Annotated in this window: 22 protein-coding genes; 5 read left to right on the top strand and 17 right to left on the bottom strand. The window is 61.3% G+C overall.

Features of this window, described 5'->3' with window-relative positions; translation table 11 throughout:
• Window positions 1-62 precede the first annotated feature (62 nt).
• The gene (locus QWU43_RS05775) at window positions 63-734 is read left to right on the top strand and encodes a 3'-5' exonuclease (protein WP_370915055.1); all 672 of its coding nucleotides are present in this window, start codon (window positions 63-65) and stop codon (window positions 732-734) included.
• A 326-nt stretch (window positions 735-1,060) separates the two neighbouring features.
• On the top strand, window positions 1,061-1,324 hold the full coding sequence (locus tag QWU43_RS05770; RefSeq protein ID WP_370915056.1) for a helix-turn-helix transcriptional regulator: 264 nt from the start codon (window positions 1,061-1,063) through the stop codon (window positions 1,322-1,324).
• Here the strand turns inward: QWU43_RS05770 and QWU43_RS05765 are convergent.
• The 8 genes from QWU43_RS05765 to QWU43_RS05730 all read right to left on the bottom strand — a co-directional run bounded on the left by QWU43_RS05765 (window position 1,321) and on the right by QWU43_RS05730 (window position 10,047).
• The gene (locus tag QWU43_RS05765; RefSeq protein WP_370917353.1) at window positions 1,321-2,355 is read right to left on the bottom strand and encodes a hypothetical protein; all 1,035 of its coding nucleotides are present in this window, start codon (window positions 2,353-2,355) and stop codon (window positions 1,321-1,323) included. The two genes, QWU43_RS05770 and QWU43_RS05765, sit on opposite strands and share 4 nt — an antisense overlap.
• A complete protein-coding gene (gene mnmA, locus QWU43_RS05760) occupies window positions 2,352-3,455 on the bottom strand; it encodes a tRNA 2-thiouridine(34) synthase MnmA (protein ID WP_370915358.1) in 1,104 nt (367 codons plus the stop codon). Before mnmA ends, QWU43_RS05765 begins: the two co-directional genes overlap by 4 nt.
• Window positions 3,456-3,580: 125 nt before the next feature.
• Window positions 3,581-4,768, bottom strand: a complete 1,188-nt coding sequence (locus tag QWU43_RS05755) for a hypothetical protein (protein WP_370917352.1) — start codon at window positions 4,766-4,768, stop codon at window positions 3,581-3,583.
• Between the two features lie 133 nt (window positions 4,769-4,901).
• A complete protein-coding gene (locus QWU43_RS05750) occupies window positions 4,902-6,038 on the bottom strand; it encodes a cysteine desulfurase family protein (RefSeq protein ID WP_370915059.1) in 1,137 nt (378 codons plus the stop codon).
• A 3-nt stretch (window positions 6,039-6,041) separates the two neighbouring features.
• Window positions 6,042-7,001: an electron transfer flavoprotein subunit alpha/FixB family protein gene (locus QWU43_RS05745; RefSeq protein WP_370915060.1), complete on the bottom strand. Its 960-nt coding sequence runs from the start codon at window positions 6,999-7,001 to the stop codon at window positions 6,042-6,044.
• A gap of 50 nt (window positions 7,002-7,051) precedes the next feature.
• Window positions 7,052-7,867: an electron transfer flavoprotein subunit beta gene (locus QWU43_RS05740; RefSeq protein ID WP_370915061.1), complete on the bottom strand. Its 816-nt coding sequence runs from the start codon at window positions 7,865-7,867 to the stop codon at window positions 7,052-7,054.
• A 152-nt stretch (window positions 7,868-8,019) separates the two neighbouring features.
• Entirely contained in the window at window positions 8,020-9,207 is a 1,188-nt protein-coding gene (locus QWU43_RS05735) for an SAM-dependent methyltransferase (protein WP_370917351.1), read from the bottom strand.
• Window positions 9,208-10,047 carry an ABC transporter ATP-binding protein gene (locus QWU43_RS05730; protein ID WP_370915063.1) on the bottom strand — a complete coding sequence of 280 codons (840 nt, stop codon included), beginning with the start codon at window positions 10,045-10,047 and terminating at the stop codon, window positions 9,208-9,210.
• Between the two features lie 384 nt (window positions 10,048-10,431).
• Here QWU43_RS05730 and QWU43_RS05725 point away from each other — a divergent pair, with 384 nt between their 5' ends.
• Window positions 10,432-12,465, top strand: a complete 2,034-nt coding sequence (locus QWU43_RS05725) for a maltotransferase domain-containing protein (RefSeq protein WP_370917350.1) — start codon at window positions 10,432-10,434, stop codon at window positions 12,463-12,465.
• Between the two features lie 94 nt (window positions 12,466-12,559).
• Window positions 12,560-14,761 carry a 1,4-alpha-glucan branching protein GlgB gene (gene glgB, locus QWU43_RS05720; protein WP_370915065.1) on the top strand — a complete coding sequence of 734 codons (2,202 nt, stop codon included), beginning with the start codon at window positions 12,560-12,562 and terminating at the stop codon, window positions 14,759-14,761.
• A gap of 92 nt (window positions 14,762-14,853) precedes the next feature.
• On the opposite strand, the gene QWU43_RS05715 is transcribed toward glgB, so the two are convergent.
• Both QWU43_RS05715 and QWU43_RS05710 read right to left on the bottom strand, forming a co-directional pair.
• Complete coding sequence (locus QWU43_RS05715; protein WP_370917349.1) at window positions 14,854-15,780, bottom strand: tetratricopeptide repeat protein; 927 nt, start codon at window positions 15,778-15,780, stop codon at window positions 14,854-14,856.
• A 17-nt stretch (window positions 15,781-15,797) separates the two neighbouring features.
• Window positions 15,798-16,103, bottom strand: coding sequence for an MTH1187 family thiamine-binding protein (locus tag QWU43_RS05710; protein WP_370915067.1), 306 nt, complete (start codon window positions 16,101-16,103; stop codon window positions 15,798-15,800).
• An 80-nt stretch (window positions 16,104-16,183) separates the two neighbouring features.
• On the opposite strand from QWU43_RS05710, the gene mce reads away from it, so the two are divergent.
• Window positions 16,184-16,636 (top strand): methylmalonyl-CoA epimerase, encoded by a 453-nt coding sequence (gene mce, locus QWU43_RS05705; protein WP_370917348.1) that lies wholly within the window; start codon window positions 16,184-16,186, stop codon window positions 16,634-16,636.
• Here the strand turns inward: mce and QWU43_RS05700 are convergent.
• The 7 genes from QWU43_RS05700 to atpA all read right to left on the bottom strand — a co-directional run bounded on the left by QWU43_RS05700 (window position 16,633) and on the right by atpA (window position 22,950).
• Entirely contained in the window at window positions 16,633-16,944 is a 312-nt protein-coding gene (locus QWU43_RS05700) for a hypothetical protein (RefSeq protein WP_370915069.1), read from the bottom strand. The two genes, mce and QWU43_RS05700, sit on opposite strands and share 4 nt — an antisense overlap.
• A complete protein-coding gene (gene nucS / locus QWU43_RS05695) occupies window positions 16,944-17,639 on the bottom strand; it encodes an endonuclease NucS (protein ID WP_370915070.1) in 696 nt (231 codons plus the stop codon). Before nucS ends, QWU43_RS05700 begins: the two co-directional genes overlap by 1 nt.
• Before the next feature lie 50 nt (window positions 17,640-17,689).
• On the bottom strand, window positions 17,690-18,124 hold the full coding sequence (locus QWU43_RS05690) for a DUF2550 domain-containing protein (RefSeq protein WP_370915071.1): 435 nt from the start codon (window positions 18,122-18,124) through the stop codon (window positions 17,690-17,692).
• Between the two features lie 315 nt (window positions 18,125-18,439).
• Entirely contained in the window at window positions 18,440-18,811 is a 372-nt protein-coding gene (locus tag QWU43_RS05685) for a F0F1 ATP synthase subunit epsilon (RefSeq protein ID WP_370915072.1), read from the bottom strand.
• A 13-nt stretch (window positions 18,812-18,824) separates the two neighbouring features.
• Window positions 18,825-20,270 (bottom strand): F0F1 ATP synthase subunit beta, encoded by a 1,446-nt coding sequence (gene atpD / locus QWU43_RS05680; protein WP_198735648.1) that lies wholly within the window; start codon window positions 20,268-20,270, stop codon window positions 18,825-18,827.
• 3 nt (window positions 20,271-20,273) lie between these two features.
• Window positions 20,274-21,254, bottom strand: a complete 981-nt coding sequence (locus QWU43_RS05675) for a F0F1 ATP synthase subunit gamma (RefSeq protein WP_370917347.1) — start codon at window positions 21,252-21,254, stop codon at window positions 20,274-20,276.
• 52 nt (window positions 21,255-21,306) lie between these two features.
• The gene (atpA, locus tag QWU43_RS05670; protein WP_370915359.1) at window positions 21,307-22,950 is read right to left on the bottom strand and encodes a F0F1 ATP synthase subunit alpha; all 1,644 of its coding nucleotides are present in this window, start codon (window positions 22,948-22,950) and stop codon (window positions 21,307-21,309) included.
• Between the last annotated feature and the right edge of the window lie 3 nt (window positions 22,951-22,953).

Genomic DNA, 22,953 nt, shown 5'->3' with positions numbered 1-22,953 from the left:
CCCGGGCGCAGGTTGGCGCCCCGTCTGACGCGGATCACGGATGCCTTGTCTAGGGTTGTGTCATGACGAACTTCGATCCTTCCGCGATGCTCTCCTTCGACCTGGAGACCACATCGGCGAACCCCACCGAGGCCCGCATCGTCACATCGGCGATGGTTCGCATCGAGGGAAGAAAGGTAGATTCCGTCGAGCTCCTCGCCGATCCGGGTGTGGAAATCCCCGCGGAAGCCTCTGAGGTGCACGGCATCACCACAGAATATGCACAGGAACACGGTCGCCCCCACGGGGAGGTCCTGGCGGAAACAGTCGAACGCATCAGGAGGGGTTGGTCCGAGGGACTAACCCTAATCGTCTTCAACGCAGCCTACGATCTGACCGTTCTACGCAGTCTCACCGGTGATTTCACCGTCACCGGACCCGTGTACGACCCATATGTGATCGACCGTGCGAAGGATCCGTACCGAAAGGGGCGCCGTACACTCGGATCCATGTGTGAGCACTACAAGGTCCGACTCGACAATGCCCACGAGGCGACGTCCGATGCACTGGCCGCCGCACGCATCGCCTGGATGCAGGTACGGAAGTGGCCGGAACTGGGCACAATGGACACTGATGAGCTCATGGAGAACCAGGCAGTGTGGCACCACAATTCACAGACCAGCCTGAAACGCTACTTCGAAGGGCGTGGGCGCGACGCCTCCGACATCACCACTTCATGGCCCATGCGCGGCTGAGCCAGAACCCCGGTATACCGCGATAGATCGGGTCCTCCGAAGCGTGTACGGCGTTGAAGTGCCCACACCACGATCACCCCGAGTCGAGCAGACCGGCCCGTACGGGCCACTATCTATCGGATCCCACACCGCTTTTGCCCCCATGTCCTGCCCTTTCCCGGGACCACCCATCATAAAATATGCTTCATGTTTGAAGCATATTTTATGATGGCCAACACATTTGACGGGTTGGAAGCACCCTTCCTGAATGTCAGGATCCTTTCTGAGCGCGATTCACATCTCACTGACCATCCGCTGACAGGATCCGAACGACAGGACTATTCACCATGACCCAGATCATCAGTGAAACCCGCGGTACCAATCCATCCATCCCTCACTTGACCCAGAGGGAAGTCGAGGTCATGCGCGCCTGGTTCATATCACCCTCGAAAGGAGCCGCCGCCGACAGCCTGCGCATCTGCGAGGACACGGTTCGCAGTCACACCACGAATGTCAGGAACAAGTACCACGCCGTCGGCCGGGATGCCTCCAAAAAAGCCGCGATGATGGCACGGATGATCGAAGACGGATACCTGAGTAACCCGATCTAGAGGTCTCCAGCATCCCTCAATAGCATCCCCGCCACGATCCGGGCCGCAGCAAGTGCACGCGCTGCAACTGGGGCGGATACCCCGGACAGCCCGCTCTGAGGATGAACATCCACCATCGACGTGAGCAGATGCCGTTCCAAACCGAGCTCGTCCCAGAGCCGCGCCACCCGTACCGCCGTATTCCTGGACCATTCCTCCAGATTCGCTTTTCCGGGAATCGCGGAGGATTCTGCGGGGATGACACCGAATCCGACCCGGACCCCGTCAGACACCGCAGCACCCAGGCCATCCATATGCACAGCACCCACCACATGGGTCGGATCAATGAGAATTGTTCCCGCACCGGAGGACACCGCAACCTCCCAGAGGGGCACCTGCGCGGTGAGATTGAGCAGAACCGCGGATCTCGGTACCCCGGAATCACTCAAACTATCGACGATCGTCGACAGGCGTTCCGCAGCCTCGACCCGGGGAACCGCCCGAATCATGTCATAGTCCGATGTGCCCCGTAGTCGTCCCCCGCACACCACACCGAGAAGAGGCTCGTCGATCTGCACCGCAACCTCGACGCCGAACCTTCGACGTACCTCCGCCACATGAGCCAGCGTTCCGTGGATCAACGCACCACTCAGATCCCGCAACGCCCCCGGATCAGTCAGCGCCCTGTGTCCATTAGGTAATTCCACCGCGGAGGCAAGGGTCCAGGGGCCCGTGACCTGGATCTTCAGTACGTTGAGCGATGATCCCCACACCTCTCCGCAGGCGTCAAGATCGGCTTCGAACCCGTCAACAGCACGCCGGGTAAGCAACTGGGGACGCGGGCACAACCGCCAACCACGGGGACCCGGTTCTACATTCAGCCCCTCGAGGAGAGCAGCATTCCGACCGATCTGATCGAACCCGACTCCCCGTGCCGGTAACTCGGGAAACGCGGGGAACTCCCCGGTCTCCCCCACCACGATCTCGGCCGCCACGGCGACATTCTCGCCCGGCATCGGCCCGAGACCGAACCCCCTTGTCTCGCCCGTCATCCGATCGACTCCGTCCGACAGATAGTGCCGGAACCTATGACAATGTCCCCGTCAGTATCCGGAAGATAGAGAACAGCAGCCTGACCTCGGGCAACACCAGATAGCGGTGCGCGGAGCGTAAGTTCCATGCGGTCCTGTTCAACGTCGACACGCGCCCGGCACGCAACAACACCACCATGCGCCCGTACCTGAACATCACAGTCGAACTCCCCAGACATCCCGGGATGCAGAACCTTCAACCTGTCAGCATGAATCACCGAAACAGCAAGCTTCTCCCGAGGTCCCACGGTGACAGTGCCGGTGGCGGCATCAATATCGGTCACATACCTCGGGCGACCATCCGCCGCTGGCACCCCTAACCGCAGCCCCTTGCGCTGACCGATAGTGAACGCGTGAACCCCCTCGTGATCCCGGAGCTCCCGCCCGGATTCATCCACGACCAACCCCGGCCGCAACCCTATGTGCCGACCGAGAAAAGCCTGGGTATCCCCATCGGGAATGAAACAAATGTCATAAGAATCAGGTTTCTTCGCCACCGCGAAGCCCATCTCGGCGGCCTCCATCCGGATCTCCGGCTTCACGGTATCCCCGACCGGGAACATGCAGCGACTGATCTCCTCAGCTCCGAGCACACCGAGTACATAGGACTGATCCTTCTGCGGATCAACCGCCCTGCGCAGATATCCGTCGCCGCCATCACACGGTTGCGTCAAGCGGGCGTAATGACCCGTGGCCACTGCATCAAATCCGAGGGCGACACCGCGCTCGAGCAACGCCGTAAACTTGATCTTCTCATTGCACCGCAGGCACGGATTCGGGGTCTCACCGTGAGCATAGGAATCAATGAAGTCATCGATCACCTCAGCACGGAAACGCTCGGAAAAGTCCCAGACATAGAAGGGTATCCCGAGGGCGTCACAGACCCGGCGCGCATCTGCGGAATCCTCTAAGGAACAACACCCGCGTGCCGATTCCCTGACCGTCTGCGGATCCCGCGACAACGCGAGATGAACTCCTGTGACCTCATGCCCGGCAGCCTTCGCCCGTGCTGCGGCGACAGCGGAATCGACACCGCCACTCATCGCCGCGAGTACCCGCATGTGACCATCCCTCCAGTCCATTCATCAATCTTCCTGAACCCGCCAACAGCCATCGCTTACGCGACTGACGGGAATCCTGCCCCAGGGTAGCGGGCAGCGACCGCGTCAGGCCAACCCACCGGAGATCACCGTGTACAGGGCCGTCCTACCTCGCCCCGGGGTACCACAGCCAACAGGCTCTTCCCCACCGGGAGAACCACGTTCCCCAGATTCTCTGCGCATCCTCCCCCGGTCAGATCAAGAGCGATGACCGATGCTGTCCCACCCGATGCGTCCTGCACCCAGACGATCCCCGTCGGGCCCACCGTTCCGCTGCCCCCGACGGTGGCACCCGAAATCCCGGAAATCCCGGATCGGATGCTGTGGAACTCAGGTTCCGGGGTGAAGACGTAACTCTCGATACGTCCATCCCCACCGATGCGGTGGAACGAGCCATCCGGGGCCGTCCCCTCTCCGACCACGGTATCGGCCCCCTTCTCCATCGACCGGAACGTATCGACCCGATCCCTGGAGATCTGCCCGTTTCTGACTGTCACTCCAACGCCATCCCCGGAAATCCAGCTCACGGTATCCCCGCACCCCGCGTACCCCCATACAGGAGCAGGACCGGAAGGAAGGAGATCAACCCTTGGAGCGGAATCGGCCGTGACCGTGATGCGGAAAACCGCGACTTCTTTACCCAGTTCTCCCCCATCGAAACTATCTGCCGGCGACCTCGCCTCCAGCCACGAAACGCGTCCATCAGAGCACCGGGTCAGCCCCACCGGCACCGAAGTGGAAGTCGCCGAGAAGGTCTGCCCGTCCACGTCGATGTCGATAATGAGATGACGGTCCGGATACTCGGCGTCACCGACCGCATAGGCGAACACTGCCCCACGATCATCCGGCGACGTGACGGATTCCGTGATGTATCCGGTGATGTCACCAGCAACGTGCATGATCTCCCGAAGGTCTCCACCGTAAACCGTCACGCCCGAGGATTCGGCAACCGCCACGGCACCGTCGGTGAGCTGGAGGATGGCCGGTTGGATCGACTGTGGTGCCGACGCGAAGGTAGCGACACTCCCGTCACCTCCGACCGTCCCGACTTCCGTCGAAAGGTCGTTGCCGATTACCACGATCAACCGTTCATCCGACAAGTCACCGGAAACTACCGGCGCTTCATCTGCGGAAAACGTGTTGGTCGGGACCCCGGAATCCGACAAGTGATCGACGCCGAGGCCCATGTGGCCGCCGGAACACGACACCGAGAAGATCAACGCTGCTGCCACAAGTAGCCGAGACAACATCGATGACATTTCCTGGAAAGACATCTATCGCCCCTCCGTTCATCGGGTACACCAGCCGAGACCATGCTAGTGGGAAATCCACTCCTTCACAGGCGATGCGGTTTTCTCCCGACCCACACAACACCCCCGCTGGCGCCGGACTCCTGGTTCAACTGAACTACGCCATACCCGCGAGCCGGGCCCGGGCCACGACATCGGAGACGACGTCGAGAACTCGTTCGACATCGCGCTCCGTACTCGTGTACCCCAGAGTGAAGCGAACCGCTCCCCGGGCGTCATGCTCACTGACACCCATGGCGAGGAGCACATCGCTGGCTCTGTTTACACCGGCTGAACACGCGGACCCCGTCGAGCATGCGACACCCACGCTGTCGAACAGCATGATAAGGCTGTCCCCCTCAGCTCCAGGGAACGAGAGGTGGAGATGCCCCGGTAATCTAGATGCCTCGGCACCATGCACAAGCACATCATCGACCTTCTCCAGGATTCCCGTCTGCAGCATGTCCCGGAGATCGGTGATCCGGGCGTTGGTATCTGCCGTCTCTGAAACAGCTTCGGTGAGCGCTGCTGCTGTGGCGACGGCACCGGCGACGTTCGCGGTACCCGGCCGGATACCGCGTTCCTGGCCTCCACCGAAAAGAACGGGCGTCGGAGCCGGCGAACGCCGTGCGATGAGAATCCCGACGCCCCTGGGACCACCGAACTTGTGCGCCCCGGCTGCGAGTGTCGTCGCCCCGAGGGCAGCGAAGTCAACCGGGAGGTGTCCCACAACCTGAGTGGCGTCGACGTGCACGGGTGTACCTACACCGGTGGCCCGTGCACAGATTTCCGCCACCGGTTGAATCACACCCGTTTCATTGTTCGCCCACATGCACGTAACCAACGACGCCGACTCCTCGATCCGGGCGTCGACGGTGACCACTCCGTCCCACCCGACGGGGAGATAGTCGATGTCCGCGCCGTGTGCACCGAGCGCTCGAACAGTCTCCGTGACGGCCGGATGCTCAATCGGACTGGAGATGATCCGTCCCTGTCCACCTGTCCGCCACAACCCTTGCACGGCAATGTTGCAGCTCTCGGTGCCGGAACCCGTGAAGATGACCTCGATCGGTTCGCAGCCGAGGACCCGGGCAATCTGTTCGCGGGCTTCCTCCAGTGCAGCGCGGGCTAGCCTTCCCGAAGCATATTGGCCACCGGGATTGAGCAGACGCACGGTGTCCACCCACGCATCGACGGCGCAGTCCCGGATCGGAGCTGTCGCCGCGTGGTCAAGGTAGTGCAACGATTCCGGCACGGCCTAGACCTGCTTACGTCGGGCGATCTCCTCGGTGAGCGCCGGGACGACGGAGAAGAGATCACCGACGACACCGAGATCGGCGATCTCGAACAGAGGTGCATCCTCGTCATTGTTGACCACGATGATGGTCTTCGATGTCTGCATACCCGCCTTGTGCTGGAGTGCACCCGAGACACCCAGGCCAATGTAGAGATCGGGAGCGACAGAGACTCCGGTCTGGCCGATCTGGTACTGACCTCCGTACCAGTCGTGGTCGATGGCATCGCGGGTGGCACCGACGGCACCACCCAGCGCATCCGCCAACGGCTCAACTATGTCGGAGAAGCCCTCGGCGGAACCCACGCCTCTACCACCAGCAACAACGACCTTGGCCTGTGCGAGGGTCGGACGGTCTCCGCGCTCGGCCGGCGTGAAACCGGTGACACGAACATCCTTCTCCGTTGCACCGGGTAGCTCGAGAGCCACCAACTCACCTCCACCGGGACGTGGTTCTGCCTCAATGGCACCGGCCCGCACCGCGTAGACGGGCGATTCCCCGCCCACAGCAGAGGTAACGGAAACCGTATCCCCAAAAATGGACTGGTGGGCGGTGCGGTCAGCATTCACTCCCACCACATCACACAGCACACCCGCGCCAAGTCGAACCGCAAGTCTGGCGGCCACCTCGTCCCCAGCCGGTGACGAAGCGACGAGAACCGGGGCGGGGTTCGATGACGCGAGAATGGACAATGCGTCGACGGCTGGAAGGACGAGACGGGTACTGACCCCCTCAGCCTCAGCAGCGACAATCTGGTCAGCACCTGCCGCGGTAAGGGCACCAGCCAGCGGAGCCGCTGTTCCGGGATTGCCGACGACGACGGCGCTGACGGCACCGAAGACACGGGCCGCGGTGATGAGTTCTACGGTGACTTCGTCAAGTTCACCAGAGGTGTGCTCGACCAATACGTATGCGTGGGACATGACGGGTTCTACTCCTGATGTTGCGGGTCTCTGCGGGGCGGGGTACGCGACTAGATGAGGTTGCGGGACTCGAGGAAGTCAGCGATGGCGACTGCAGCCTGACCGTTATCCCGGATGATCTCGCCCTGGGCGCGCTCGGGACGTTCGGTAGCGGTGATGACTGCCGTGGCGGCGTGGCTACCGCCCACCTGTTCAACGGTCGCTGCGGTTTCCGCGAGGGAGATCCGGGTGATCTGTGCCTTCTTGGCAGCCATGATGCCCTTGAAATTGGGGAATCGGGGACGGTCCGCCTGGTCAGTGACGGAGATGATCGCGGGTAACGTCGCCGCAAGCTCGAACTCTCCACGCGGAGTCTCCCGGATTCCGGTGATCGTTCCGTCCGAGGCGTTGACGGTCACGGAACGAAGGTGCGTTAGCGCAGGGATGGATCGGTACTCGGAGAGGATGCCCGCCATACCACCCATGAGTCCGTCAGAGGAACGGTTACCAGTGACGATGAGCGTCAGGTCATCCAACCCCAACGCACTCAGTGCGGCGTCAATGCCGCAGGTGAGGGACCATGCGGTTCCGGGGAGATCTGATCCGGCGATACCTTCATCGGTGAATAGAACCGCGTCATCCACCCCCATGGCGAGCGCCTTACGCAGCGCTTCCTCCGCACGCACCGTACCTGCGGTGAGGGCAACGACTCGCCAACCTGCGGCCGCATCTGATTCCCGAATCTTCAGTGCCTGTTCGACGGCGTATTCGTTAATCTCGTCGATGACCTCATCGACGTTGTCACGGTCGAGGGTGAAGTCCTCCGAGAGCTTCTTCTGCGACCAGGTGTCGGGGACGTGTTTGACCAGTACCACAATCGTGGGCATGCGCTGTGGGCCTTCCTTGGTTGTCAATTGTGACGGACTTCGTGGTCAGCCTCGCGTCCACGCTCCGCGTGTGGAGGGGGCGTCATGGCTTCCAGACTGGCCGCCAGTCTAGCCGTCTCTCTCTGTGCCGTCGCCACCGACCGAATGCTGTGTCAGTTCCGGTCAATCCCGGTGGTCCGCTGCCCGCAAACGAGGGCAACACCCGAAGAGCCGATCCGGGTTATCACGACCGTCATGGGCCGATCACCCGTCAGTTTGAGACTGCGACGGAGTTTGTCTGGGTCGATGTCCACACCCCGAACGAGAATTTCCAGAGTTCCACCCCCATGGTTCCGGAGCGCCGTCCTGAGCCGCTTCAGTGGTACCTGCTCGATGAATGGAAATCCGGTTTTCCCCACCGGGACACGGTCCCCGGTGAGATGGGCGATCCGGTCATCGAGCATCCAGAGGTTCTCACGGACCGCATAGTGCCGGACGAGTCCGGCACGGACAATCGCACCATCGGGATCAATGATGTACTGACCCGGCGGCCCGGCAATACTCGCGTCACCGCCGTCCGGATAAAGGTCCGTGATGCGGTCGACAACGGTGTCTCCCGCATCCGAGGTGGAGAGCACCACGGCCTCGCGCATTTCCCCGTTACCCAGCGACGGCGAGTAGAGGCACGCCTCCTTGACCCCGCCGTCGACGCTGACGAGGCTCACCAGCCCATTCCAGTCACTGAAGTCGAGTCCGGGCGCACACTTCACCGCAACGGGTATTCCCGCACACGCGTCAAGGAGATTCGGCAACGGTGGAAGCAACTGCCTCGGATTCGTGATTCTTCTACCTCCGGCCCGGCGCGCGGGGTCGGCAATGATCGCATCGACACCCCCGGATCGCAGAGGCGGAGCGAGAGCGTCCGCGACAGCGACCGCGGAGGCCGTGTTCACCGCCGCCATCCGGACCCGGACAGGGTCGATATCGGATCCGGTCGCCGCGAGACCAGCGGCGGTGAGCGCGGGGAGTTCCGTGCCGATCGAACAGGTTACATCGTGAATCCGCGCCCCCTGACCGAGTCTCTCAGCGAGTCGCTTTGAACGAACCGCGGCGACCTGTGGTGCGGTGGCCTGTTGTGCGGAATCATGACAGACGAGCCAGTTGGACGGGAGCTTACCGACGGCTGTACGTCGCGCGGTGGCCAGTTCAGTGACGGCCCGTGCGTGTTCCCCGAATCTCCTGCGAAGCATCTGCGTATCAGAGATGAGACTCTTTCGGGTGAGTTGTAGGTCGACGGTGGCCTCGGTGATCTCCGTGTCGTGCGCCCGAAGGAAATCCACCTCATCCCGCGTGTAGGACATCTATTTCCGGTGGCTTCCGCGACCTGCACGGGGTGCCCGACGTGCGAAGAAACGGCCGTCGATCCGGTCGAGCTGAATCGGCTGATGAAACGCGCGGGTGAGGTTCTCTCCCGTGAGTACGTCATCGATGAGACCTTGCGCGACCACCGTGCCCTCATCAAGGAGCATGGCATGCGTGAATCCGGCGGGAATTTCCTCCACATGGTGGGTGATCATCACAATCGCCGGCGCATCGGGATCGAGCGCCAGTCTCCCCAGGTATCCCACGAGATCCTCCCGGCCACCGAGATCCAGTCCCGCGCCAGGCTCGTCAAGGAGCAGAAGCTCAGGATTCGTCATCAGTGCACGGGCGATGAGGACACGTTTGCGTTCTCCCTCCGAGAGGGTTCCCCAGGTACGCCCCTGCAGATGATAGGCCCCCACCTGTTCGAGGATCTCGCGGGCTTGGTCGATATCGCGCTCATCATATTCCTCACGCCACCGACCGAGGATGGCGTAGCCTGCAGAGACGACGAGATCCGCGACTTCCTCGGTCACCGGAATACGGTTACCCAGCGAGGCAGAGGATACTCCGATCATCGCGCGAAGGTCCCTCATGTCGGTACGCCCGATGCGTTCCCCCATGATGAACGCGGTACCGGAGGAAGGGTACTCCTCCGCAGCAGCCATCCGGATGAGCGTCGTCTTGCCTGCACCATTCGGCCCGATGATCACCCACCGTTCATCAAGTTCCACCTGCCAATCGATGTGCCCGACGAGGTCCGCCCCGTCACGGACAAAGGACACGTCACGAAAATCGATGAGCAGGTCAGGATCAGTTTCGGTTTCATACCCAGTCACATCTCCATCATGTCCCAACAACGCGCCCGATAGTAACTGCCACGGCGGTGGGGAATGAGAATTCGTCAGGGTTCTCCGGGCGAGACGGTCCCTTCCTGCTCCTCCGGGAAGTGACATATTGCACAACCAGCTCCGACACACCGGACGGCAGCGGCTGATACACCCCAGCAACCGACAGAGGATGCCATCTGGTCTCGCGTGTTTCCTGCACATTCGGTACCCGGATGCCCGGTGGCATTCTGGAGTGTGTCCGATCCGTGAAGCAAGACCCCCGTACGTAGCCAACTCCTCAACTAGACTCTGTGATGTACGGGCGCTCCCCGTCCCGGGGAACCGCCACCTACTATCCCGAACCGAATCAACCGGAATGCGAATGAGGAAACTGTGACGAATCGCCTTGGCCTTGATGATGTCCGCCCCGTGATCTCCGGAGGTCGCCACCCCACGAAGGCGGTGGTTGGAGAGGTGGTGCCGATTTCCGCCCTCGCGTGGCGCGAGGGGCACGATGCTCTTTCCGCCACACTCAACGTACGCGGCCCCGAAGCCTCCCCCAGTTTCCGGCGCACCGTCCGTGTCCCAATGCACACCAGTCCCCACGACGAGGACCAGGTCAATGCGCTGTTCATCCCGGATGCTCCGGGCATGTGGACCTTCCGCGTCGATGTCTGGTCAGATCCCATCGCGACCTGGAGGCATGCTGTCACCTCGAAGATCAATGCCGGGCAGACTCGAGCAGAACTGGCCAATGATCTGGAAAACGGGGCACGTCTCTTTCTCCGTGCTGCGGAGGGCGCCCCGAAGAAGCGCCGCCCTGAATTAACCGCCGTCGCGGAGAATCTTCGAAGGGATGAGCTCACTCCCGCTGAAGCCGTGGCACCTGCGTTCGAAAAAGAGGTCGTCTCTCTGCTTGACCAGCACCCGTTGCGGGAACTCCTCACCCGTGGGATCACCCGCAAGGTCAAGGTGGAACGCCGTAAGGCCCTGTTCAGCTCATGGTACGAGTTCTTCCCTCGTTCCACCGGTGGTCTCGACACCGACGGGCATCCCGTCCACGGAACTTTCGCTACCGCAACTGCCGAGCTTGATCGCGTGGCTGCGATGGGATTCGACACCGTTTACTTCCCACCGATTCACCCAATCGGCGAGATCAACCGCAAGGGTCGCAACAACACCCTCACTCCCACTCCGGAGGACGTCGGATCCCCGTGGGCAATCGGATCCACTGCCGGTGGCCACGATGCCGTACACCCCGCGTTGGGCACTATCGACGACTTCGACACACTGGTTTCACGCGCGGGAGAACTCGGCCTCGAGGTCGCACTCGATCTCGCGCTACAGTGCGCACCCGACCACCCGTGGGCGGCAGAACACCCCGAGTGGTTCACCGTGCTCCCTGACGGAACGATCGCCTACGCAGAAAACCCACCCAAGAAGTATCAGGACATCTATCCACTCAACTTCGACAATGATCCTGAGGGTCTCTACCGGGAGATCCTCCGGGTGGTGCTCTACTGGATCGACCACGGCATCACCACTTTCCGGGTGGATAACCCCCACACCAAACCCGCCAACTTCTGGGAGTGGCTGATATCCACCGTCCACGAGAAGCACCCCGAGGTGATCTTCCTCGCAGAAGCGTTCACCCGACGGCCTCGACTCTATGGTCTCGCCAAAGCGGGATTCAGCCAGTCCTACACCTACTTCACCTGGCAGACCACCAAGCACGAACTCACTGAGTTCGGACAGGAGATCTCCCGGATGGCGGACGTCTGCCGCCCGAATCTCTTCGTCAACACACCGGACATCCTGCACGCTTCACTCCAGTACGGTGGACGCGGCATGTTCGCCATCCGGGCGGTCCTAGCAGCGACGATGTCACCGTTGTGGGGTGTCTACTCCGGGTACGAACTCTACGAGCACCGTGCACTGAAACCGGGCAGCGAAGAGTACCTGGACAGCGAGAAATTCGAACTCCGGCCCCGGGACTACGTGGCAGCGGAACAGAGCGGGGATTCCCTGTCAGTGTTCATCAGTACCCTCAACCGGATACGCCGGGAACACCCAGCTCTTCAGCAGCTACGTGTCCTCGACTTCCACGCCACGGACTCTGACCAGGTTCTCGCCTACTCGAAGGTCGATCCGGTCTCGGGTGACACCGTCATCATCGTGGTCAACCTCGATCCCTACAACGCGGTGGAGACGACTGTCCATCTCGACCTCGAGCGTCTCGGTATGGACTCAGGTGCAATGTTCGACGTTCATGATGAGGTCAGCGGTGCCGATTATCTCTGGGGCGAACATAACTACGTGCGACTCGAACCCTGGAACAACGTCGCGCACATCCTCATCCTGCCTACGGTGGCCCCGGAGCGCCGCGAGCAACTCGCCTGGCGCCGAATCGACCGATACCGGGCTTAGCGCACGGCCCGGGATTACAAGTCCACCACTGCGTCGGCTGTCCCGGGCATCGACACGCAGCTCCGCGACACTGTCAAAACACTAAGGACCCACCATGAACTCCCCGAACGTACCCGAACGACTCCTCATCGCCGACGGCGACTGGCATCTTATCTCGGCCTGCCGTCATCACGACCCCCACGCCGTCTACGGCTGGCATCACACCGATTCGGGCTCCGTGGTACGGACCCGACAGATCGGGGCCGAACGGGTTCAACTCCACGTCCAAGACCGTGACCCCGTCGACATGCAGCCCATCGGTGATGACATCTATGTCGCGGCGCTGCCCGACACCAACTCCGTAGCATACGAGCTGATCATCACCTGGCCAGGCGGAAACACCGTGACCCGTGCCGACGGCTACTGCTTCCTCCCGACACTCGGAGAAACCGATATCCACCTCATCAACGAGGGCAGGCACGAACGCCTCTGGGAGGTCCTCGGTGCACGCGTCCGCCGCTACGACACCGTCCTCGGCACGGTCATCGGTACGTCCTTCGCCGTGTGGGCACCCAACGCTGCGGGTGTCGCGGTCATCGGTGACTTCAACGGCTGGAACCCCTCCCAGACCCCCATGCGGGCACTCGGTTCCTCCGGTGTCTGGGAGGTATTCGTCCCCGGGGTGAGCGCTGGCGAAGTGTACAAGTTTGCGATCCACACCCATGACGGGACCCGTCTCGATAAAGCCGACCCCATGGCCCGCCTGACAGAGGCACCCCCCGCCACCGGATCCATCGTCGCCGAATCCGACTACCGGTGGCACGATGCCGAATGGCTGGACCACCGGGACACTGTCGACTGGAACGCCGCCCCCGTCAGCATCTACGAGGTACACCTCGGCTCCTGGAAGTACGGGCTCGGATACACGGAGCTCGCTGATGAACTGGTCAACTACGTCGCCGACATGGGCTACACCCACGTCGAGTTCATGCCGGTCGCCGAACATCCCTTCGGTGGATCCTGGGGCTACCAAGTCACCGGGTACTACGCTCCCTCCTCCAGATGGGGTACAGCGGATGAATTCCGCGCCCTGGTCGACGCCTTCCACGCCCGCGGCATCGGGGTGCTCGTCGACTGGGTCCCCGCCCACTTCCCCAAAGATGAATGGGCACTCGCCCGCTTCGACGGCCAGCCGCTCTACGAGCACCCCGACTGGCGTCGGGGCGAACAGCTCGACTGGGGCACCTACGTCTTTGACTTCGGTCGCCCCGAGGTCCGCAACTTCCTCGTCGCCAACGCCCTCTACTGGCTGGAGGAGTTCCACATTGACGGCCTACGGGTCGATGCCGTCGCATCCATGCTCTATCTCGACTACTCCCGTAAAGAAGGCGAGTGGCTCCCCAACGTCCACGGCGGCCGCGAGCATCTCGAAGCAGTGCAGTTCCTCCAGGAGATGAACGCCACCGTGCACCAGCACCACCCGGGTGTGCTGACAATCGCCGAGGAATCCACCTCATGGCCCGGGGTCACCGCCCCCACCACCGAGGGCGGACTCGGATTCTCCATGAAGTGGAACATGGGGTGGATGAACGACACGCTGCGGTACTTCGGTGAGGATCCGGTCAACCGAAGCTGGCACCACAACGAGATCACCTTCTCCCTCGTCTACGCCTTCTCGGAGAAGTTCATCCTTCCGATCAGTCACGACGAGGTCGTCCACGGCAAGGGGTCCCTGTGGCAGCGCATGCCCGGTGATTCCTGGAACAAGGCCGCAGGCGCCCGCACCCTCCTCGCCTACATGTGGGCGCACCCGGGCAAGCAACTGCTCTTCCAGGGACTCGAATGGGCGCAGACCAGCGAATGGTCGGAGAGCCGCTCCCTCGACTGGGGAGATCTCTTCGGCTGGGAGGGCGAGTATCACACCGGCGTACGCGACCTCGTCCGGGACATGAACAACCGGTACTGTGAAGAACCCGCGCTCTACACACGCGATTTCACCGGAGACGGATTCGACTGGGTCAAGGCCGATGACGCTCAGAACAACATCCTTGCGTTCCTCCGCCACGGATCCAACGGGGAAAAGCTGCTCTGCGTAAGCAACCTCGGTGGAACCAGCCAGCTATCCTATACGTTCGGACTTCCAGTCGGAGGTGACTGGGAATTGGTGATCAACACAGACTCCGACAACTACGCCGGCGCCGGAAACGATCTCCCGACAGTAATCCACGCCGACGACTACGGGTGGGACGGCCAACCACACTCGGTACGTCTTCACGTACCCGCGATGTCAACCCAGTGGTACCGCCACCTCGGCTGACATACAGAAAATAGAGGTATGAACGGTGCCCCGGGCACATCCCCAGTGGAGGGGGCCCGGGGCACCGTGTCATCGTAAAATGAATACTCCGCTCAGAACAGAGCACTAGCCATTCGACCTCGAGCGGAGAGCACCCTGGGGTCATCCGCAGCGAAGAGCGCGAAAAGCTCCAACAACCTATCTTTCACCATGATTCGCCGGTCACCGTTACTACTGGAGAGAATGGCGATAAGTCGATCGAAAGCCGACTCCGGGTCACCTGCAGCCACCGCCGCATCCGCGGCCGCGAACGCTTTATCTAGGTCACCGGGATCCGCATCGGCCTCCGCGATTGCATCGACTCCGGGAACCGCCTCGGATAGACGCTTCAACAGTCGGGCATTGTCGCGGGCGAGCTTCGCATCAGTGTTCGCCGGTTCCTTCGCCAGGATGGCGTCATAAACGGCGATGGCAGCGGCGAAATCTCCCTCTGCGAGGGCGTCTTCCGCGGAAGTGAAACGGGGATCGGTGGACCGTGCTTCCGCAGTGTTCTCCGGCCCCGCCTGCTCAGGGAGGCCCTGCAGTTTGCCGACGCAAGCCCCCACGACGGCCGCAGTCCACTCCTGTAGAGCAGACTGTCGCTGGCCTCCCTGAAAATCCGCCAACGGACGCCCACCGGCGAGGGCGACAACGGTCGGGAGCGCGCTGACTCCGAATATTTGCACGAGTTCGGGGACCGATCGAGCATCCACATAGCCAAACAACCAGTCATACGCAGCAGCAGCGGCAAGGTCCGTGAGGTCAATGCGCAACTGGCGGGATGATTCTACCTCGTCGGAGCCGAAGAGAAGAACGACCGGGACCTGCATCGACCGTTCCACAACCTCGGCCTCGATGTTCTCCCGGGTCACCACGAAAGAGGTAGGTAATGCCGTGGAACCAGTGCCACCCCGTGACTGCGCCTGAACACGGGCCTCCGCCCGTGCTTTGATCTCTCCCAGATCCACGGCCCCAGCGATAAAACGTTCTGGAGTGGTCATAGTCCGTTCTCCTTTTCCTAGGCTTCAGCCAACCGCCGATTGACGGCATCGACTTTGGCGGTCAACTGCCCAGTGTAGCCTGGCCGGATGTCTGCCTTGAGCACCAGACCAACCCTCGGGGATACCGCGACGACAGCGTCAGTTGCGCGCTTGACGACGTCCATCACCTCGTCCCATTCACCCTCGATGAGGGTGAACATGGCATTGGTCTCATTGGGCAGACCCGATGCACGGACGACACGTACCGCTTCCGCGACAGCATCAGCCATCTCTGCTTTGCTTCCGGGTGTTTCCGTGGGAGCAACTGAAAATGCGACGATCATGTACTCAGGCTACCGAAGACCCCGCAGTTCCCCGCCGATCCCGAGAAAATAAGGGACTCACCGGGGTAAAATCACTGGATATGCGCCCTCCCATCGATATTCCCCACAGCTACGTCATCTGCCTCGACCACGTTGGCGTCGCCGTTCCCGACCTGGATGCGGCTGTCGAATTCTACCGAAATGCCTTCGGCTGGGTCCCCCTCCATCAAGAAACCAACGAGGAACAGGGGGTGATTGAGGCCATGGTAGGACCAGCCGACAATGCCGAAACTGCGGGCGTCATCCAACTCCTGGCTCCGTTGAATGAGAATTCGACCATCGCTTCATTCCTGGATCGGAGGGGACCTGGTCTCCAGCAGATGTGCCTGCGCACGAACAACATGGATGCATTGTGTGACCACCTCCGGGCGATCGGAGTGCGACTCCTCTACCCCGATCCTAAACATGGGACAGGTGGATCGAGAATCAATTTCGTGCATCCGAAAGACGCCGGTGGCGTCCTCCTCGAGCTGACTGAACCTCCCACCGACTAACGTCGCTCCCAGCAATGCCGATGCCAGTGGCGACGGTCATCGGCACCTCTCCCGAAATCTCTCGGCCAGGCCACAACATGGGCCACCCCCGGCGGAATATTCTGGTTGCATCCCGGGCACACGTAAAATTTCACTGCCCCGGCAGAACCTATGCGCCGGACAAGATGTGGCGCACCATCGGCGTAAGAGGGGCCAGGCATCTCCTGTGTCCCATAGTAGACAGCACCGTCGCGGGGCAGAGGACGTTGCACACGCTGGGTGGAATGGATAGCACGCCGCCCTGCCTTGGGGTGGTTTCTTCTCGGCATCAGAACAGTCGGAGTTCAGCGGACTCGGTTCCGCGGAGGGCCTGGTAGTCCAGGACCACACAGCGAATTCCCCGATCTTCAGCGAGGGTACGCGCCTGCGGTTTGATCTGTTGCGCCGCGAATATCCCACGCACCGGAGCCAGAAGTTCATCCCGATTGAGCAGCTCCAGATAACGGGTGAGCTGCTCGACACCATCGATCTCCCCACGCCGTTTGATCTCGACTGCGACAGCCCCACCAGAGGAATCCCTACAGAGGATATCGACAGGCCCGATGGCTGTCGGATATTCACGGCGAACGAGTGTGTATCCGTCACCCAACGTGGTGATTTGATCCGCGAGCAGTTCCTGAAGGTGCGCTTCGACGCCATCCTTGATCAGGCCCGGGTCTTGTCCTAATTCCCGGGTCACATCTGAGTGTATCTCCTCGATGGTGATCCGGAGCTGCTCCCCCTTCGAGTTCTCCACGATCCAGAGCATATCCGCGTGCCCCTCAGCATCTGAATCTCGCTCAACGGCTTCTTCTCTGAGGGTGCACGGCGGAGTCATCCAGTTCAACGGCTTGTACGCGCGGTCATCCGCGTGAACGGAGACAGATCCATCAGCTTTGACGAGAAGCAGCCTGTCCGCAGCCGGCAGATGGGCCTCCAAGCGGCCGATGTAGTCGACGGAACAACGGGCAATAACGAGTCGCATTCCTCGAATTCTAGCGTGCGAAACAGTATTCACGGACCCCGCCCATGGGGTCAGCGGTCGAGGGGCCTGTAACTCCGTTCCTGCCGAACGCTCGGTGCGGATTCGATCCACGAGGTCAGGGCAGTTTCGCCACGGCCGTCAAGAGCGAGTTCGTAATTTCGACCCGCCACCGACAGCTCGATTACCCGAACACCCTCCGGCATGAACGACAGCTCGGCTTCCGTGAGTTCACGCCGACCGGAAACCTCCACACCGGAGCGGGGAAAGAGAATATCCGAGCGCGGCGATACGGACCTGAGCTTGTAGTATTCAAGGGCATTTCCCGTGTAGCGAAGCGCACCGTGACGCCAACCATGGATACCGTTCGCGGGCATCTTACGGAGCAGGACACCCGACCCAGTCGCCCTGACTCGGAGGAACCGCCATCCTGCGAGCACGGCGACCACACACAGTGACGTGGACAACCCAAACCAGAAATACTCCACCAATCACTCCCTCGTCATCAAGGAACGGCGTCCTATTCCCAGGAATCCACGCCGCTGCGCTGATATCTGTAGTACCGCTTTTCAGTGATCCTACTCCTGACACGTCCGAACAACGAACCTGACGTTACGGGGGCCTTCACATAAGCAAAAGTACAGTTCGCCGGGGGTGATTTCATTGGCTCCAGAAGCCACGGCAACGAAGCAACTGGCATACCGCGCTGTATCGGGAGACGCGAACAGCGGGTGTACCCCACCAAGGTCTCTCAACCTGCTGTGGGATACACCCGCCGTTCAATTGCGAGGCGAGAACGTCGGCTACGGCTCCCGACTGCGACGAACAGCGCGCAGTCCGGCTTCAGCACGTGCCCGTGAGTCCTCGTCATCTTCGGTGAGGGCGATCTCCGCAGCAGCGGTATCAACCTCAGACGCCCATTCCGCGTAGTCCGCAAGGATGGTGACCTTTTCCTTGGACACGGAGATGAAACCACCCTGGACGGCGGCAACAAGTCGCTCACCGTCGACTGGACGGATGGTCACGACACCGTTCTCGATCAGCTGACCGAGCATCGGCTCATGACCGGCGAGCACGCCGATCTCACCCTCGGTGGTCTGGGCCGTGACGATCGTGGCATTGCCGGACCACAGTTTACGTTCCACGGCGACCAGTTCAGCGGCGATTTCAGCCATGAGACCCGCCCTTCTACTTTTCGTTCATCTTCTGGTATGCGGCCTCGACATCGTCCAGCCCGCCCAGACCGTTGAAGGCCTGCTCCGGGTAGTGGTCGAAGTCGCCGCGGCAGATCCGCTCGAAGGCCACGATAGTGTCCTCCAACGGCACGTAGGAACCGGGAATGCCGGTGAACTTCTCCGCGACGAAGAAGTTCTGGCCGAGGAACCGCTCCAGGCGACGAGCGCGCTGAACCGTGATCTTGTCCTCTTCGGACAGCTCGTCCATACCGAGGATGGCGATGATGTCCTGGAGTTCCTTGTTCTTCTGCAGGATGTTGATCACACGCTGAGCGACGTTGTAGTGACGCTCACCGACGATACCGGGCTCAAGAATCCGCGATGTGGAGGTCAGCGGGTTCACGGCCGGGTAGATACCCTTCGAGGCGATCGAGCGATCAAGCTCAGTGGTTGCATCAAGATGGGCGAAGGTCGTCGCCGGAGCCGGGTCGGTGTAGTCGTCCGCAGGGACGTAAACGGCCTGCAGAGACGTGATCGAGCGGCCCTTCGTCGAGGTGATGCGCTCCTGGAGCACACCCATCTCGTCCGCCAGCGTGGGCTGATAGCCCACAGCGGAGGGCATCCGACCCAGCAGAGTCGACACCTCGGAACCGGCCTGGGTGAAACGGAAGATGTTGTCGATGAACAGCAGCACGTCCTGGTGTTGGACGTCGCGGAAATACTCCGCCATCGTCAGCCCGGACAGCGCCACACGCATACGAACTCCCGGGGGTTCATCCATCTGGCCGAAGACGAGTGCGGTGTCCTGGAGAACCCCCATCTCCTCCATCTCGAGGAAGAGGTCGGTGCCCTCACGGGTACGTTCACCGACACCGGCGAACACGGAGGTACCGGAGAACTCACGGGCGATACGCGTGATCATCTCCTGGATGAGAACGGTCTTACCGACACCGGCGCCACCGAACAGGCCGATCTTTCCGCCCTTGACGTACGGGGTCAGGAGGTCGATGACCTTGATACCCGTCTCGAGGATCTCGGTCTTGCCTTCGAGCTGGTCGAAGGGCGGTGGGTCGCGGTGGATGCCCCACTGCTCACCATCACGACCGAGGCCGGGCTCGTCGAGGCAGTCACCGAGAGCGTTGAATACATGGCCCTTGACGACGTCGCCGACTGGAACGGAGATCGGACGACCGAGGTCGGTAACTTCCTGGCCGCGGACGAGTCCATCAGTGGGGGCCATCGAAATGGTACGCAGCAGGTTATCGCCCAGGTACTGGGCGACCTCGAGCGTAATGGTCTTGGCGACTGCCTCGAGCTTAATCTCGACAGTCAGTGCGTTGTAGAGGGCCGGAAGCTCGCCGCGCGGGAATTCCACGTCGACGACCGGACCAATGACGCGCACAACACGGCCGGCGGTGGACGCCTGCTGTGTGTTCTGCTCTTGGAGAGCTGTAGTCATAATCTAGTCACTTTCTCCGCTTTCGGCGAGCGCTCCCGCGCCACCGACGATCTCTGTGATTTCCTGGGTGATCTGTGCTTGACGAGCCTGGTTGGCCACACGGGAGAGGTCCTTGACCAGCTCGTTCGCATTGTCGGTCGCCGACTTCATGGCGGTGCGCCGGGATGCTGACTCACTGGCTGCAGCCTCGAGCAGCATCGCGTAGAGACCACGCGACACGTACTGCGGAAGCAGTGCGTCGAGTAGTTCCTCTGCGCTGGGCTCGAAATCGTAGTCCGCCTCGACCTCATTCGATGAGGAGGCGAGTATGTCTTCCCCGGTCTCGATGTGATCAAGCTCGATGATCGGCTCAATCGGGAGGAGTTGGTGTGCGCGAGCGTTCTGCGTGAGCATGGACTCGAACTCGGTGTACACGACGTGCAACTGATCGAATCCCTGGACAGCTTCGCCTTCGGGCGCAGATAGTCCTTCACGCCACTTCGCGGTACCTGCAGATCCTGCAACGAATCCATCGATCAGGTGCCTGCGCATTCCGTGCGTTTCCTTGTAACCCGGGTCCTGGGAGAACCCAGTCCAGGCACCAGCGATTTTCTCACTGCGGAAACGGTAGTAACTCAAACCCTTGTTACCGGAAACGTACAGAACCACTTCGTAGCCCTTTTCCTCAAGCATCCCACGCAGTTCCGCAGTCTTCTTGAAGACATTGTAGTTGTATCCGCCGCACATGCCACGGTCACTGGTCACCACGAGAATCGCGGCCCGACGTCCGTTCTCGCGTTCACGGAGCATCGCGTGATCGAGTTCAGTGGCGGATGCCAGGCGTTCGATCACATTGTGGATCTCTTCGGCGTACGGCATCGATGCCTGAACCCGCTGCTGGGCCTTCGTGATTCGCGAGGTGGCGATGAGCTCCTGCGCCTTGGTGATCTTCTTCGTCGAATTCACCGATTTGATACGGGAACGTAGTTCTCGAAGATTGGCCATGGTCTATCGCCTCCCTTCTTTTCCTTGGACGGTCATGGTGCGTGTCACGACCCTATTTCTTGGCTGACTTGCGAGAAACCGTGATCTTGTTCTTCTTCAGGTCTCCCTCAGCGAGAGCTCCGACCTCAGGCTCGTTGATCACGGGGGTCCCATCCGTGGTCTGGAAGGTTCGCTTGAAATCCTCGGTCGCGGAAACGAGCACTTCCTTGGACTCATCGGAGAAAGCAGCGCCACCTGCGATCTGGTCGTAGACTTCGCGGGCGTTGCCATGCAGGTACTCGTGCAGTTCCGACTCGAAACGACGGACATCTTCGACGGGAACGTTGTCGAGGTGACCTTCGCCTGCGAGCCAGATCGAAACCATCTGATCCTCGACGGCCATCGGGTTGTTCTCGGACTGCTTGAGCAGTTCGACGAGACGCTGACCACGTTCCAGCTGGCGCTTGGATGCCGGATCCAAATCGGACGCGAAAGCCGCGAAGGCCTCCAGGTCACGGTAGGAAGCGAGATCCAGACGCAACGAACCGGACACCTTCTTCATGCCCTTGGTCTGTGCGGCACCACCGACACGGGAAACCGAGACACCGACGTTAATGGCCGGTCGGACACCCTGGTTGAACAGGTCCGATTCCAGGAATACCTGACCGTCGGTAATGGAGATGACGTTGGTCGGGATGAAGGCCGAAACATCGTTAGCCTTGGTCTCGATGATCGGCAAAGCCGTCATCGATCCTGCGCCCATGTCATCGGACAGCTTTGCGGCACGTTCCAGCAGTCGGGAGTGCAGGTAGAAGACGTCACCCGGGTAAGCCTCACGGCCCGGCGGACGGCGCAGCAGCAACGAGATCGCACGGTAGGCCTCAGCCTGCTTGGTCAAATCGTCATAAATGACCAAAACGTGCTTGTTGTTGTACATCCAGTGCTGCCCCAAGGCCGCACCGGCGAACGGCGCCAACCACTTGAATCCAGCGGAGTCGGAGGCAGGAGCGGCAACGATCGTCGTGTACTCCAGCGCACCGTGCTCCTCGAGGGTCTTCCGGATTCCGGCGATAGTGGAGCCCTTCTGACCGATGGCAACATAGATGCAGCGGACCTGCTTCTTCTCGTCACCGGACTCCCAGTTGGCCTTCTGGTTCAGGATGGTGTCCAGGCAGACAGCAGTCTTACCGGTCTTCCGGTCACCAATGATCAACTGACGCTGACCACGCCCGATGGGGGTCATTGCATCAATAGCCTTAATACCTGTCTGAAGCGGCTCCTCGACGGGCTGACGCTGCAGCACAGAGGGTGCCTGAAGCTCGAGGACACGGTCCTCTTCAGCCTCGATAGCGCCCATCCCGTCGATGGGTTCACCCAGGGGATTGATCACTCGGCCGAGGAACTTGTCACCGACCGGGATGGACAGGACTTCTCCCGTCCGCTTGACTTCGTCGCCTTCTTTGAGGCTCTCGTAGTTACCCAGCACCACGACGCCGACGCGGTCGGTATCGAGGTTCTGTGCGACGCCGATGACGCCACCCGGGAACTCGAGCAGCTCATTCGTCATCACTGACGGGAGGCCCGAAACCTGGGCGATACCGTCAGCCGCCGAAATGACCACGCCGACCTCCTCACGGGAGGCCTCCGGGGAGTAGCTCGAGGTGTAATTCTCAATCGCGCTACGGATCTCGTCGGAGGAGATCGTCAGCTCCGCCATGTT

The sequence above is a fragment of the Corynebacterium sp. CCM 9204 genome (assembly GCF_041357695.1).
GTDB lineage: Bacteria > Actinomycetota > Actinomycetes > Mycobacteriales > Mycobacteriaceae > Corynebacterium.
Note: the sequence above shows the minus strand (reverse complement) of the source record. Positions and strands in the feature narration are given on the sequence as shown.

What these genes read in the sequence shown, in the direction of transcription:
- QWU43_RS05745 (WP_370915060.1), bottom strand. Translation starts at nt 7,001, where the DNA reads ATGTCCCACGCATACGTATTGGTCGAGCACACCTCTGGTGAACTTGAC.
- QWU43_RS05735 (WP_370917351.1), bottom strand. Translation starts at nt 9,207, where the DNA reads ATGTCCTACACGCGGGATGAGGTGGATTTCCTTCGGGCGCACGACACG.
- QWU43_RS05700 (WP_370915069.1), bottom strand. Translation starts at nt 16,944, where the DNA reads ATGCCGAGAAGAAACCACCCCAAGGCAGGGCGGCGTGCTATCCATTCC.
- glgB (WP_370915065.1), top strand. Translation starts at nt 12,560, where the DNA reads ATGAACTCCCCGAACGTACCCGAACGACTCCTCATCGCCGACGGCGAC.
- QWU43_RS05715 (WP_370917349.1), bottom strand. Translation starts at nt 15,780, where the DNA reads ATGACCACTCCAGAACGTTTTATCGCTGGGGCCGTGGATCTGGGAGAG.
- mnmA (WP_370915358.1), bottom strand. Translation starts at nt 3,455, where the DNA reads ATGCGGGTACTCGCGGCGATGAGTGGCGGTGTCGATTCCGCTGTCGCC.
- QWU43_RS05770 (WP_370915056.1), top strand. Translation starts at nt 1,061, where the DNA reads ATGACCCAGATCATCAGTGAAACCCGCGGTACCAATCCATCCATCCCT.
- QWU43_RS05710 (WP_370915067.1), bottom strand. Translation starts at nt 16,103, where the DNA reads ATGATCGTCGCATTTTCAGTTGCTCCCACGGAAACACCCGGAAGCAAA.
- QWU43_RS05675 (WP_370917347.1), bottom strand. Translation starts at nt 21,254, where the DNA reads ATGGCCAATCTTCGAGAACTACGTTCCCGTATCAAATCGGTGAATTCG.
- atpA (WP_370915359.1), bottom strand. Translation starts at nt 22,950, where the DNA reads ATGGCGGAGCTGACGATCTCCTCCGACGAGATCCGTAGCGCGATTGAG.
- QWU43_RS05740 (WP_370915061.1), bottom strand. Translation starts at nt 7,867, where the DNA reads ATGCCCACGATTGTGGTACTGGTCAAACACGTCCCCGACACCTGGTCG.
- mce (WP_370917348.1), top strand. Translation starts at nt 16,184, where the DNA reads ATGCGCCCTCCCATCGATATTCCCCACAGCTACGTCATCTGCCTCGAC.
- nucS (WP_370915070.1), bottom strand. Translation starts at nt 17,639, where the DNA reads ATGCGACTCGTTATTGCCCGTTGTTCCGTCGACTACATCGGCCGCTTG.
- QWU43_RS05765 (WP_370917353.1), bottom strand. Translation starts at nt 2,355, where the DNA reads ATGACGGGCGAGACAAGGGGGTTCGGTCTCGGGCCGATGCCGGGCGAG.
- atpD (WP_198735648.1), bottom strand. Translation starts at nt 20,270, where the DNA reads ATGACTACAGCTCTCCAAGAGCAGAACACACAGCAGGCGTCCACCGCC.
- QWU43_RS05775 (WP_370915055.1), top strand. Translation starts at nt 63, where the DNA reads ATGACGAACTTCGATCCTTCCGCGATGCTCTCCTTCGACCTGGAGACC.
- QWU43_RS05685 (WP_370915072.1), bottom strand. Translation starts at nt 18,811, where the DNA reads ATGGCTGAAATCGCCGCTGAACTGGTCGCCGTGGAACGTAAACTGTGG.
- QWU43_RS05755 (WP_370917352.1), bottom strand. Translation starts at nt 4,768, where the DNA reads ATGTCTTTCCAGGAAATGTCATCGATGTTGTCTCGGCTACTTGTGGCA.